Origin of the sequence: Nocardia sp. BMG51109 (assembly GCF_000526215.1) — a bacterium.
Lineage (GTDB): Bacteria > Actinomycetota > Actinomycetes > Mycobacteriales > Mycobacteriaceae > Nocardia.
The window spans coordinates 177117-190140 of the sequence record NZ_JAFQ01000003.1 but is presented as its reverse complement, the minus strand read 5'-3'; the positions used below and the strand labels follow the sequence as shown (position 1 = coordinate 190140).

At 68.5% G+C, this 13024-nt stretch carries 9 protein-coding genes and 1 pseudogene; 3 read left to right on the top strand and 7 right to left on the bottom strand.

The annotated features are described in order from the left end of the window. Window positions 1-341: 341 nt before the first annotated feature. Window positions 342-1415 (bottom strand): 1-acyl-sn-glycerol-3-phosphate acyltransferase, encoded by a 1074-nt coding sequence (locus tag D892_RS44380; RefSeq protein WP_024799484.1) that lies wholly within the window; start codon window positions 1413-1415, stop codon window positions 342-344. Window positions 1416-1420: 5 nt separating this feature from the next. Next, on the bottom strand, window positions 1421-2245 hold the full coding sequence (locus D892_RS0101075; protein WP_024799483.1) for a GNAT family N-acetyltransferase: 825 nt from the start codon (window positions 2243-2245) through the stop codon (window positions 1421-1423). 288 nt (window positions 2246-2533) lie between these two features. Between D892_RS0101075 and D892_RS40045 the strand changes: the two are divergent. The 3 genes and pseudogenes from D892_RS40045 (at window position 2534) to D892_RS0101060 (ending at window position 8366) form a co-directional block, all read left to right on the top strand. After that, window positions 2534-4005, top strand: a pseudogene (locus D892_RS40045) (HNH endonuclease signature motif containing protein). Window positions 4006-4200: 195 nt separating this feature from the next. Further along, complete coding sequence (locus tag D892_RS0101065; protein ID WP_024799482.1) at window positions 4201-4575, top strand: hypothetical protein; 375 nt, start codon at window positions 4201-4203, stop codon at window positions 4573-4575. Then, window positions 4572-8366: a hypothetical protein gene (locus D892_RS0101060; RefSeq protein ID WP_024799481.1), complete on the top strand. Its 3795-nt coding sequence runs from the start codon at window positions 4572-4574 to the stop codon at window positions 8364-8366. The genes D892_RS0101065 and D892_RS0101060 overlap by 4 nt, the downstream gene beginning before the upstream one ends. Window positions 8367-8579: 213 nt before the next feature. Here the strand turns inward: D892_RS0101060 and D892_RS43345 are convergent, their stop codons facing one another. The 5 genes from D892_RS43345 to D892_RS40035 form a co-directional block, all read right to left on the bottom strand. Continuing rightward, complete coding sequence (locus D892_RS43345; protein ID WP_024799479.1) at window positions 8580-8846, bottom strand: hypothetical protein; 267 nt, start codon at window positions 8844-8846, stop codon at window positions 8580-8582. Window positions 8847-8851: 5 nt separating this feature from the next. Beyond that, window positions 8852-9025, bottom strand: coding sequence for a MerR family DNA-binding transcriptional regulator (locus tag D892_RS44745; protein ID WP_084160869.1), 174 nt, complete (start codon window positions 9023-9025; stop codon window positions 8852-8854). Between the two features lie 123 nt (window positions 9026-9148). Next, window positions 9149-10411 (bottom strand): glycosyltransferase family 4 protein, encoded by a 1263-nt coding sequence (locus D892_RS0101035; RefSeq protein WP_024799478.1) that lies wholly within the window; start codon window positions 10409-10411, stop codon window positions 9149-9151. After that, window positions 10408-11952, bottom strand: a complete 1545-nt coding sequence (locus D892_RS0101030) for a glycoside hydrolase family 57 protein (RefSeq protein ID WP_232235948.1) — start codon at window positions 11950-11952, stop codon at window positions 10408-10410. Before D892_RS0101030 ends, D892_RS0101035 begins: the two co-directional genes overlap by 4 nt. Before the next feature lie 112 nt (window positions 11953-12064). Continuing rightward, window positions 12065-12976 (bottom strand): methyltransferase domain-containing protein, encoded by a 912-nt coding sequence (locus D892_RS40035; protein WP_024799476.1) that lies wholly within the window; start codon window positions 12974-12976, stop codon window positions 12065-12067. Window positions 12977-13024 lie beyond the last annotated feature (48 nt).

Sequence of the window (13024 nt, the reverse complement as noted above, 5' to 3'; positions counted from 1 at the left end):
CACGACTGCGCGATCCACGCCGGTCGGCAGTTCGGTGACGCTCGAAACGGGGGAACGCCCGTCATGACCGATTCGACGACGTGCGATCCCCGTTCGTCAACCGCACCCCTCAGCCCACCGCGGCCTTGTCGGCGCCCAGTTCGTCGAGCACCGGCCAGGCACCGCGGGCCGGTGTGCACAGCTGAACAGCTCCCCGGAGGCTGCGTCCGGCCCGTGACCACGCATGTCGGCGACCACCCGATATCGCCGGGCCGGCCTGGCCCGCGGAACTCACTGCGGCCGCGACCGACGGGCACGGCCGGAACACCGGTGCCGAACCGCCGGTTACCGTTGCCGAGACCTCACGGCACAGCGACGGTCGAGTCGCTGCCCCGGTCCGCAACGATCGACCGGGTGGGGCCGGTGCCGACCGCGGTGGTGTGGGCGTCGATCTCGGGGTTCTCGTCGCCACGCAGGGCCCGCTCGCAGCGGCGGGCCAGGTCGTGGCGGTCGATGCCGGGTTCTTCGACGGGCAGCAGCACCACCTCGGCGACCACGCCCTTGGAGCGGAGCACGCGGCGGGCCGAGTCGAGGAAGGTGTCGACGCCGACGAAACCCGGCACGGTCGACAGCTCACCGGCACGGTCGAGATATCGCACCCGGATCGGCTGCACGGGCGCACCGGTATCGACTGCCGCCTGGAACAGCGCGGGACGCAGCCGGCCGTGCGCGCGGCCACACCACGTGGTGCCCTCGGGGAACAGACCGACTCGCTCCCCACTCGTGAGCCGGGCCGACATGGTGGCGATCACCTCGGGCAACTGCCGCAGCCGCTCGCGGTCGATCGGGATGACGCGCATCAGGCGCGCGAGACCGCCCAGCACCGGCCAGTCGATCAGATCGCCGCGGGCCACGAAGCCCATCGGGTGCACCGCCGCCAGCACGAGCACATCGGTCCAGCCGACGTGTCCCGCCACCACGAGCACCCCCGCAGCGGCCGCTCGGGGACGCCCGTCGGTCACGTCGTCGGCGCACCGTGACCGGTCCGCCCGCTCGGCTGCCGCGGACCCGGAGGTCTCTCGCGACACCGGGGCGACGCCTACGGTGTACCGGTCCGTGTCACCGGCGCTCCCGTCGATGTCACCGGCACTCCTGTCGAGCACCCGCAATCGTATTCCGCAGCAACGCAGTACGGCGCGGGCGTAACCGCGGTGCAGACGGGCACGCCGGCTTCGCGGAGTTGCCAGGTGCACCACCGGGATTCCGGCCAGCAGGGCGACCACGCCGACCACCCGCGCGACCATCCGAACCGCCCCGGCCTCATCGGGCACGTCGACACAACTCGGCCCGCATGGGCTCGACGGCATCCACGGATGCACCGGCGCGGCGGGTGGGCAGGACAGCGCGGAGGATCCGGGCGCTATCAGGGAGGACATCGGCATCACCGTCCGTCGAAGGTGTTCGCGGCGCTCTGTAACCGATCCAGGTAACGCCGGTTGATGGTCTCGAGGCCCAGCAGCACAACGAAATCCGCGACTCCGAAGTCCGGATCGTGGGCGGGCTCACCGCAGATCTCCGCGCCCAGCCGCAGGTACCCCCGCAGCAGCGGCGGAAGTTTCGGCCGCGCGGGCGATTCCAGCTCGTCCAGGGGACGGCCGTCGACGACCACCGGACGATACGGCCGCACCCGCCGCGCCGGATCGCCACCGTGCTTGGCCAGCAACAGATCTCGCACGCCGCGCACGTTCACCCCGGCCGGATCGGCGGGGGTGTCCCGCATCGGCACCGACGCGCAGCCCATCACCCAGTCGTAGCCGGTGAGCTGGATGTAGTGCAGGATGCCCGCCCACATCAGCGTCACCGTCGACCCGTTGCGGTGTTCGGGCACCACGCAGGCCCGGCCCATCTCGACGATCCGCTGGCCCTCGGGATCCATTGCGGTCAAGTCGAATTCGGTGGCCGTGTAGTACCCGCCCGCGGCCGCGACCTTGTCGGGCGGTAGCATGCGGTAGCAGCCGACGAATCGGTCGGTCGCGTCGTCGCGCACCAGCAGATGGTCGCAGTGCTCGTCGAAGCGATCGGCGTCCAGACCGTCGGTATTGTCGGGAATGGTGAATCCCGGCTCGGAGGCGAAGACTTGGTAGCGCAGCCGCTGCGCCGCGAGGCGGTGCTCCGGGTCGGAGGACACCACCAGCGAGTAACGCGGCCGATCCCCCTCCGTGTCCGTCGTGCGGGCAGGCGCGGTGAGCACGGACAGTGTCGTCATATCCTCGATGAAGCCAGCCCGAATCGGCCTCGCGGCTACCGCCGAGTGTCCTCCCGATGCCAGTCCGGTGAACGAGACGGCCGTCACACCCGCCGTTCACCGCAGGGACGCAGCATGTTTCCACAGCACCGTGTTTATCGTGTCCGAGCAGCGCAGTTGCCGACTGTCGTCGACCACGGTTCCGGCTTCAGCTGTGAGGCTCACGTGTTTCACGTCGACGCACCCGGATGTCTTGTCGGGCAGAAGTTTTCGTTGGCGTGTCGAATAGGCGGCCACTAGAATTCGAACATGGTTTCGATGCCGGACGTGCTTGCGGACCCCGAGGTGGAGGCGGGGGTCGCGGCGTTGGAGGCCGCTGCCGTGCGGGTGTCGGGCGTGCGAACGGACGCACTGTCGAACGTCGACCGGTTGCGGTTGTTGCGGCGGATCGAGACGGTGTTGCGCGCGCTTCCGGGGATGGGGCTGGAGGTGGTGGCGCAGATGGCCGAGCAGTGGTCGAATACCGAGTTCGCTACCAACAACCTGGTCGAGACGCTGGCCGACGGGCTGCGGATCGCGCCGGGCGAGGCGCGGGCGCGGTGGCGTGCCGCGGAAGAGCTGGCTCATCGCACCGACCTCACCGGGGAGATACTCGAGCCTCGGCTGCCCGCGACGGCGGCCGCGCAGGCCGAGGGGGCGATCGGGTCCGCGCATGTGCAGGTGATCAGGGATTTCATCGAGCATTTGCCGTGTGTGGTGGATGCGGGCACCCGGGCGCAGGCGGAGCAGGAACTGGCGGCGTTCGCGCGAGAGCTGCGGCCCGATCAGCTGCGGCAGGTCGCGGGCAAGCTTGCGGCACTGGTGAATCCGGACGGGACGTTCACCGATACGGATCGGGCGCGGCGGCGGGATTTCACGATGGGCCGTCAGGGACCGGATCTGATGAGCCGGTGCACGGTGTGGGCGGACCCGGAACTGCGCGCGTATCTGGAGGCGGCATTCGCCAAGTACGCGAAGCCGGGAGCCTGCAATCCCGACGACGAGGCGCCCGTTGTGAACGAGGAACCGGACGAGGCGGCGCGGGTGCGGGACTCCCGGACCACCGGCCAGCGCCAGCACGACGCGCTGAAAGTGGTGCTGCGCGACAGCATTGCGTCGGGCCGGCTGGGGCAGCATCGGGGCCTGCCGGTGACGGTGATCGTGTCGATGTCGCTGCGAGAGCTGGAAGATGCCGTCGCCGACCACGATCCGGATTCTCCGCATGTGGAGGTATCGGGCCCGCCCGTGGCGACCGGCGGCGGGACATTGCTGCCGGTCCGGTCGGCGTTGCGGTTGGCCTCGCATGCGCATCACTACCTGGCATTGTTCGACCACCGAGACGGTCGCCCACTATATCTGGGCAGGTCGAGACGGATCGCGTCGGCGGACCAGCGGATCGTGTTGCACGCCCGCGATGTCGGCTGCACCTTCCCCGGCTGCGCGAAACCGGGATACCTGTGCCAGACACACCATCGCACCGAGTGGGCCGACGGCGGCGACACCGATGCCGACCAGCTGACCTTCGTCTGCGAACCCCACCACCGGCTCGCGGGCACCACGGCCGGCTGGACCGCCCGAGCAGTCCCACCGGGCCACCGCAGGGCCGGGCGCACGGCGTGGTTTCCGCCGGCGCACGTGGATCCGAGGCGACGACCCGGACCAACCGATTCCACCATCCGGGCGACTACCTCACTCCCGCACCAGCATCCGACCCCGGCGAGGCCAGGCGAAAACCCGGCTGACCCGAACCACGGCCAACCCGCCCCACCCTGGTGGAGGCGGGCATAGCCCGTCGTCGGTGACCTCCGAATTGCCCAGCGAAGCGATCCCTTGGCAGGTCCTACTTGCGTTGTTCGACAAAGAAATTCGAGTCGTCCGGGTGCTCGCGACTGCTTGATCGTGTTACTTTGCCAGCACAGTGTCTGGGAGGAGCACGTGTGGATCCGTTGACCGTTATCACGACAGCGCTGATCGTGGGCGCCGCGGCCGGGGGCCAGGATGCCGCGACCGCGGCCGTCCGTGACGCTTATACGGCCCTGCGGGATCGGCTCACCGGGGGCGGCGACGATTCCGGTGCCGTCGAAGTGATCGAGGCGAACGAGGCAGCGCCGGGCGGAAACGTGGCTGAGCTCGAGGACGCGCTGCGACACCACCGTTCGGTCGGCGACAGTGAACTGCGCTCGGCCGCAGAGACTTTGCTGTCGGAGTTGCCGTCGGATCGCGTCGAGGCCGCCCGCGCCAGGATCGATCTGCGCCACGCGCAGGGTGTACAGATCGGAGATCACGGCACCCAGCACAACACCTTCGGATGACCGGCAATGATCGCGATACCGAGGTAACCGGCGCCGAAGACGAGTCCGGCACCGGTTCCGACCGGGATCGGCACGTGGACGCACGCGCGGCGCAGGGCGTGCAGGTCGGTGACCACAACACACAGGTGATCTACAGCTACCGAGGGACGTGGACCGACGGAGTGGCGCCGGCGCCGTTGATCGGCGTCACGGGCGAGGTCGAGTCGCCGTATCGGGGGTTGGGCTGGTTCTCCGAACGTGACGCGCCGTTCTTCTTCGGCCGCGACAAGGCGATCGACGAAGTACTACAACGACTTTCACAGCGTCTGCACCAGCCCGGGGTCCTGGTCGTGTCAGGGGTGTCGGGCGCGGGTAAATCGTCGCTGCTGCGCGCCGGGGTGATACCCCGCCTGCGCGGAGTGGGTTTGGACGGGGCGGCACAGGCGCATCGGTGGGCGTGCCTGCTGCTGACCGCCGGGCATTCTCCGCTCGACGAACTGGCGGTGGTCACCGCCCAGGTGGCGGGACTGGACGCGGCGACGATCCGGCGCGAATTACGCGACGACCCGGCCGGATTCGCGGTGACCGCCGCCCAGGCCGCCCGGCAGTCGGCCGAGTCCGGTGAACCGGGCGGGCTGCTGCTGGTGGTCGACCAGTTCGAGCAGGTGTTCACCCAATGCTCCGACGAGATACAGCGGCAAGCGTTCGTCACGGCGTTGGATGCGGCCGCCACGATCCGGCACGCCGATACCACCGTGCTGGTGGTTCTGGTGATGCGCAACGATTTCGAGGCCCGCTGCGGAGACTACGAACAGCTGATCGACGCGATCCAGCACCACTTTCTGGTGACGGCGATGACCGAGCGGCAGTTGCGGCTGGCGATCGCCGAACCGGCCAAACAAGCCGGCTCCCGCGTCGACGACGACCTCACCGAACAGTTGCTCCGCGAAACCCGGGTTCGCGCAGTCGATTCGGAACCCGTGGCGGCAACGATGTCGGCGGCCGGGGTGCTCCCGCTGCTGTCGTATGCGCTGGACCGGACCTGGCGGCTGCGGTCCGGCGACACGGTCACCGTCGCCGACTACGAACGCAGCGGCGGCCTCGAGGGCGCGGTCGCCGACAGCGCCCAGCGGGCCTACGATTCGCTCACCCGGCCCCAGCGGCAGGCCGCACGCCGGATCTTCACCCGGCTGGTCGTCAACGGCAGCGACGGCGCCGACACCGCCGACCGTGTCCACCGCGACGACCTGGCCTGGGACGGCGTGAACCCGGCCGACATCGACGCGGTGCTGGCCGCATTCACCGCCGAACGTCTGCTGACCATGGGCAAGCACACCGTCGAGATCAGCCACGAGGTGCTGCTGACCACCTGGCCGCTACTACGCGATACCTGGCTGGCCGAGACCCGCGAGAACCGCGCCGTCTGCGCCCGCCTGCGCGCCGCGGCGGCCGAATGGGACCGCAACTCCCGCGACTCCGCACACCTGTACTCCGGCAACGTTCTCAACACTGCCGTCACGGCTGCCGACCAGGTCGCCGCCGACCCGGCGCGCTATCCACCGCTCGGTGCCACCGAGACGCGGTTCCTCGCCGCCGGTATTCGAGCGCGACACCTTCGCGTCCGGCAGCGCCGAGCCGCGACCGGAGTGTTGATGTTCCTGGTCGTCGCCCTGGCCGCAGCAACACTCGTCGCTTTCCACGCCAGCCGAAAATCGGATGAGCAACGCGACAGGGCCGTGGCGCGCGAGTTGGTCGGCAAGAGCGAGCGCCTCGCCTCCTCGGACCCGTTGGGCTCCCGGGTTTCGGCCCTGGCGGCATGGCGTATCGACCCCACGCCCGAAGCCCGCAACGCTGTGCTCGCAGCCATCCGCAACCCAGCGATGACACGCTTCACCCCTATCCCTACCGGTCAACTGACCACGATGGCGATGAGCCCAGACCGCAATGTCCTGGCCACCGGTGGCAGTGACGGCGTCGTCCGACTGTGGGACATAGCGCGCAACCAGCCCGTCGGCGAACTGCCCGCCGGCAAAAAGCTGCTGTCGGCGTTGGAATTCAGCCCCGACGGCCGGACTCTCGCCATCGGCGGCGACAGCGAGGACCGTACAGTCCAGCTGTGGGACGTAGAGCGCAAGCAGCCCTTCGACGAACCAGCCATCAGATTGGACTGGGGAGTGCAGTCGGTGGCATTCGGTTCCGACGGAAAAAGTCTCGCCGCTAGCAGTTGGAAAGGCAAGATCCAGCGGTGGGATATAGAACGCAAGCAGCCCCTGCCCGGGCTTTCTGTCATTCACCTCGGCGACGACGGGGCCAAGGTTACATTCTCCCCCGATGGGAAAACGGTCGTTAGCGGAGGCTTTGACGGTACAGTCCAACTGTGGGACATGGGACTCAACGAGCCACTCGGCGAACGACTTGCCAACAACAAGGGACCCGTGCAGTCGATGGCGTTCAGCCCTGACGGGAAAACTCTCGCCATAGGCGGCGACGACGGCACCATCCGATTGTGGGACGCGATCAGACGCGAACCGCTCGGCGAACCATTGACCGGACACAACAAACAGGTGTTGTCGGTGGCATTCAGCCCCGACGGGAAAACTCTCACCACCGGCGGCGCCGACGGCACGATAAGATTATGGGACGTGGAACATAACCGAGCACTCGGCGAACCACTCACCGGCCACGACGGAATGGTGAATTCGATAACGTTCAGTACGGACGGAAAAACTCTCGCCACCGGCGGCGCCGACAACACGGTCAGATTGTGGAATGTAGCCATCCGCAGACCACTGGACGAACAACTCACCGGCCACAACGAGAAGACCGGGGTCAGCGCTCTGGCGTTGAGCCCCGACGGAAAGACTCTAGCCACCGGTGGATCCGACGGCACGGTCCGGTTCTGGGACGTGGAACGCAATAAATTGCTTGGCCAACCACTCCTCGGCCATACATTGGAAGTGGCTTCGGTCGCGTTCAGTCCTGACGGAAAAACCCTCGCTACCGGCGGCTTCAACGATAGTACGGTCCAATTGTGGAATGTCGAAGACCACCGACCTCTCGGTAACCGGCTCAGCGGCAGCAGCAGCGCTGCGTTGATTTCGATCGTGTTCAGCCCTGACGGGAAGACTCTTGCCACAGGCGCTCAAGATGGCACAGTCCGGTTATGGCGTGTAGAGGATTACCAATTTCTCGACGAACCGATGACCGGCCACAAAAACTATACTCCCCTGCGTGCGGTGGCATTCAGTCCGAACGGCAAAAACCTTGCCGCCGGTGGCGGTCAGTCGACACGGCTGTGGGATATGAAAAACCACCGGCCACTCGGCAAACCCCTCGAAGGAAGAAACCCGCCGACATCTTTTGTGGCATTCAGTCCCGACAGTAAAACCCTTGCCATCAGTAGCCTCAACACCGGCACAGTCCAATTGTGGAGTATATCCGACGACGCGGTGGGCGATAAATCGACCATCAGCCACGGCGAGCCCGTGCAGTCCATGATATTCAGCCCCGACAATAAAACCATCGCCACCGGCGATCGACACGGCACCGTGCGGCTGTGGGACGTGGAGAACAACCGGCCACTCGGCGAACCGCTCAACGGCCCCGGCGGTTCAGTGCAGTCCATGGTATTCAGTCCCGACGGCAGAATACTGGTTGAGGCAACCGATAATGCCGAAGTACGGCTGTGGGACCTTGGTTTCACGACCGATCCCGCCGTCTCACTGTGCGCTTCGACCCCAGCCTGGTTCACTCGCGAACAGTGGAACAACTACGCGCCGCCCGAACCGCCATACCGGAACCTCTGCCCCTGACACTCGCATCCTCGGCCCTCGATCAGGGTGGTGCCTGAATGAAACGATGCCGACCAGGAACTATGGGAGTTCGCCTCGCGACCGGGGTCGAACAGGTCCGGTTCGGTGAACGCCGACGGATCGCGCTGGGCGGCGGCCAGCATCAGGTTGACCATGGCGCCCTGCGGGAGGGGTGACTATACAGTTCGGTGTCCGCCTGGAGCACCCGGGCGGTCAGTTGCACGGCGGGTCGTAAGGCAGGATCTCCTCGACCACCGCGGGAGCCAGCTCCGGACGCCGTCTCAGCTCGGTGAGGTATGCGGGGTGCCGAAGCAGGGCGAGCGTTCCGTTGGCGATGAGGTTCACCGTGGTCTCGTGCCCGGCGTCGAGTTCGGCCAGCTTCGGTCCGGCCAGTTCCCGCCACTCCGGGCGAGGTGTCCCGGTGCCGGCGTCGAAGACGCGGACCATCTCGGTGATGGTGAATCCCGCCCGCTTCGCCATGTCGATCAGCGCCGGCCGGGAGAGGATGTCGGGGCGTAGACTCGCCTCCCGCCGCGGCGGGCCAGCGGCCGGATCAGCCCTTCCCGCTCGTAGAACCGCAGGGTCGAGGTGACCACATTCATGGCCGTCGCGACCTCGCTGATCGTCAGGCTGCGCTGAGGGATGCCGGGAGCGGACATGATCGGGACGCTTCCTATCGAAAGACCGCTGACTCACGTCGAATACAACACCGGTCGGCGCGCCGCGCACAAGATCCCGGAATGATCGATGCCGAGGCGGTCCTGCGGACGAGGCAGGGACATTCAGTACGGGTTGTTCGGATCCCGTTCCGGCAGTGGGCGTTCCACCACCACCGGGCGGCTCAGCGGGTTGCGGACGCGGCGCTTGGCGGTCTGGTAGACCTGGATGGTCTCGGCGGCGACCACATCCCAGGCGAAGTCGGCGTTCAGGAGTGCGTGGGCGGCGTAGGCGCGCGACTGGGCGGTGGCCGGATCGTCGAGCACCGCGCAGACCGCCTCGACCAGCCCGTTCACATCGGACGGTGCGAAGGAGGCGCCGGTGATGCCGTCGATGACCAGCTCGCCGAGACCGCCCGCGGTGGAGGTCACCAGCGGCGTTCCGGCGGCGGCGGCCTCGAGTGCCACGATCCCGAACGGCTCGTAGCGGCTGGGCAGCACGATCGCGTCGGCGCCGTGCAGCCAGCCCAGCAGGTCCGCGTGGTCCAGGCGCCCGATGAAATTCACCGCCCGCACCACCCGGTGTGCCCGGGCCCGCTCCTGCAACCAGTCGAACTGCGTGCCGACCCCGGCGACGGTCAGCGTGGTGCCCGGATACGCCCGGCGGATGCGCGGCAGCGCGGCGATCGCGTCCTGCACGCCCTTCTCGTATTCCAGCCGCCCGACATACAGCAGCCGCGGCGGCCCGGACCGCGGCGCGCGCTCGCGAAAGGTCCACGCGCCCACGTCTATTCCGTTGCGGATCACCGTCACGGGCATCAGCTCGGGACCGTAGAGCCGCTCCACCTCCTCCTGCATCGAGGTCGAGCAGGTGATCAGCGCGTCGGAGTCGCGGGCCAGCCACCACTCCACCGAATGCACCTGCCGGTTCACCCGGCCGGACACCCAGCCGCTGTGCCGGCCCGCCTCGGTGGCATGGATCGTCGACACCAGCGGCACGTCGTAGTGCTCGGCCAGCGCGATGGCCGGATGCGCGACCAGCCAGTCGTGCGCGTGCACCACCTCCGGGGTCCAGCCCTCGGCGATGCCCGGCTTGCTCAGCGCGATCCCGGCGCGCACCATCGCATGCCCCATCGCCAGGGTCCAGGCGAGCATGTCCTCGCCGAAGTCGAAGGCCGGCGGATCCTCGGCGACCGCGACGACCAGCACCCGATCCTCGATGAAGGTGGCGGTCGGATGGGTCGTGGCATCGGTACCCATCGGGCGGCGCGCCAGCACCACTACCTCGTGCCCGGCGGCGGCCAGCTCGGTGGCCAGGTGGTGGACGTGCCGGCCCAGCCCGCCGACCACCACCGGTGGGTACTCCCACGACACCATCAGAATCTTCATGCGGGTCCTTCTGTATCCCCGCGTCGCCCGCGAGGCCCTCCGTCGTTGCGTAGGCCGCTCCCGCCGGAGTCGGCCGCGGCGAGCCGGCGCGTATCCAGTGCCGGAAACATCCCGTCGGCCGCGTACCATACTGCCGCCAATTCCCTGGCTTTGGCGAGTTGTCCGGCGGCAATCGCCCCGGAAATCTCCCGGACGGCGTGCGCGTGCTGGTGGGCGCGGTCGCGCGCGTAACCGGCGGCGGAATCCTTGCTGACCATGAACGCCCAGTCACTGGACACGGTGAGCACGGCCTCGCGCAGCACCTGATCGGCCACCGGATCGCGCAGGCCGTCGCCGTGCGCGCGCATCTTGTCCAGCGTTTCCAGCGCCAGCCGCACGACATCGGCGTTCAGCTCCACCAGGTCCCGCACCGCGTCGCCGGCCCACACCCGCCAGTCCTTGCCCGAACCCCACGAGGAGTCCGCCAGCTCCACCGGCTCGCCCACGTACCCGTTCGCGCGGGCGTCGGCCAGCGTGCCGACCGTGACCCCAGCCTCGGGTAGCGCGCGCAGCACCTGTTCGAGCCACTGCGGTCCCTCGTGCCACCAGTGCCCGAACAGTTCGGTGTCGAAGGCGGCCACCACCAGCGCGGGCCGGCCGATCCGCTCGGACTCCGACAGCAGCCGTTCCCGTACCGTCCGCACGAAATCGTCGACGTCGCGCCGCACCGCCGCGGCGGCCAGTTCGGGGTCGTAGGGCGCCTTGTCCGGCCCGTCGACCTGCTTACCGGTGACCCGGGACGGCTTGAGCCCGGTGTCGTGGTCGTAATGGTGGAAGTCGCGGTAGGCGCCGTGCCCCGGGTACCCGGACTTCGGCGACCACACCCGATAGCTGACCTGAAGATCCCGCCCGAACGCGAGCACATCCGAATCCCACACCGGCCGCCCCAGCGTGGTGTCCCCCCGCAGCGCCGGCCCGTCGACCATGAAATGCGTGACTCCCGCTGCGGCATAACCACTTTCCATGCCGGGGGTGAAACCGCATTCGGGCGCCCAGATACCGGAGGGCGTGCCGCCCCACCGCTGCCGCGCGTCGGCCAGACCCTCGGCGAGCTGGAACGCCCGCAGCCGCGGATCGAGCAGTGGCTGGAACGGATGCGCCAGCGGCCCGCCCAGCAGCTCGATCGCCTCGGCGTCGATCAGCTCCCGCCACACCGGCGAACCCCCGTGCCGCCAGCGTGATTCGAACTCCGCGAGTTCCGCGGTGGCGAGGCGGTGTTCGTGGGCCCCCAGCGCGACATTGCCCGCCATCGCCGCCTCGTCGGCGCGTAGGCGCCAGTTCCCCAGCCAGTGGTGCATCCCGGCCAGGCAGTGCGGATCGTCCAGCTGGGCCGCCAGCACCGGGGTGATCCCGAGACTCACCAGATGCGAACGACCTTCGGCGGCAAGGGTTCTCAGTACCCGCGCGACGGGAAGATAGGAGGCCGCCCAGGACTGGTAGAGCCATTCCTCCCCGACCGGCCATCTGCCGTGCCGGGCCAGCCAGGGCAGGTGCGAGTGCAGGACGAGAGTGAACTGCCCCGGAACGGAATCCGCGGAACGGCCGCCCCCGGGCGCGTGATCCGGACGGACGGGTGCATCGCTCGCGGCAGACTGATCGGTGCTCACGATACCCTCAGGGCTTCGCCGCGATGGCGACGAGATCGAGGCTGGCGTCGATACCAGGATCCCATGCACCACCAGCCGCGGTGTCACCTACGCGGCCCGCCGCGGTATCACCCACACGGCCCGCCGCGGTATCACCCACACGGCCCGCCGCGGTATCACCCACACGGCCCGCCGCGGTGTCACCTACGCGGCCCGCCGCGGTACCCCACAGCACGAAGTCTTCGGTACCCACGGCGGCGACGTCGGCGGCCAGCTCGGCCGGCCACGCCTCCCCGGCCAGGGCCCGCTCGATCTGCGCGTCGATGAGCGATCCGCCCCACTTCTCGTCCAGCGCGACCAGTCCCGGTCCGTGCTGCACCCCGGCCATCACCTCGACCCGGAACCCGGCGTCCACCAACAACTCGGAGAGTTCGGCGGCGTTCAGCTCGCGAGTATGGAAGGGATTCAAGGGCGTGTCGCGCCCGGGCGAGAAGGTGATCCGGTTGGGCGTGCTGATCAGCAGCTCGCCCCCGGGCCGCAGCACCCGGAAGCATTCGCGCAGGAACTGCGCCTGATCCCAGAGATGCTCGATCACCTGGAAGTTCACCACGACATCCACCGACGCCGCATCGAACGGCAGCCCGGCAAGGTTGCCCTGCACCATCTCCACCCGCGGGTAGGCCGCACGCACGTGCTCGACCGCCCCCGCGTCGTAGTCCAGCCCGATCACCCGGGCGGCGACGTCGGCAATCATGTTGGCGCCGTAGCCTTCTCCCGAGCCGGCCTCCAGCACGGTCTTGCCGGCGCAGCGGTCCAGCAGCCGCGCGTAGACGATCTCGTGGCGGCGGAACCAGTAGTTCTCCTCCGCGATGCCCGGCACCGTCCGCTCGCCGGTGAGCGGTAGCGGATCCACCGCACCGGAGTAAACGGCCTCACTCATTCACCCGACGTTAGCGGTTGCTCCTAGCACACCGGCGTCCGGAGTGGT

Excerpts from the sequence above, each read along its gene's own strand:
- D892_RS40035 (WP_024799476.1), bottom strand. The coding sequence starts at position 12,976 with ATGAGTGAGGCCGTTTACTCCGGTGCGGTGGATCCGCTACCGCTCACC.
- D892_RS0101075 (WP_024799483.1), bottom strand. The coding sequence starts at position 2,245 with ATGACGACACTGTCCGTGCTCACCGCGCCTGCCCGCACGACGGACACG.
- D892_RS44380 (WP_024799484.1), bottom strand. The coding sequence starts at position 1,415 with ATGTCCTCCCTGATAGCGCCCGGATCCTCCGCGCTGTCCTGCCCACCC.
- D892_RS0101035 (WP_024799478.1), bottom strand. The coding sequence starts at position 10,411 with ATGAAGATTCTGATGGTGTCGTGGGAGTACCCACCGGTGGTGGTCGGC.
- D892_RS0101060 (WP_024799481.1), top strand. The coding sequence starts at position 4,572 with ATGACCGGCAATGATCGCGATACCGAGGTAACCGGCGCCGAAGACGAG.
- D892_RS43345 (WP_024799479.1), bottom strand. The coding sequence starts at position 8,846 with ATGGCGAAGCGGGCGGGATTCACCATCACCGAGATGGTCCGCGTCTTC.
- D892_RS44745 (WP_084160869.1), bottom strand. The coding sequence starts at position 9,025 with ATGTCCGCTCCCGGCATCCCTCAGCGCAGCCTGACGATCAGCGAGGTC.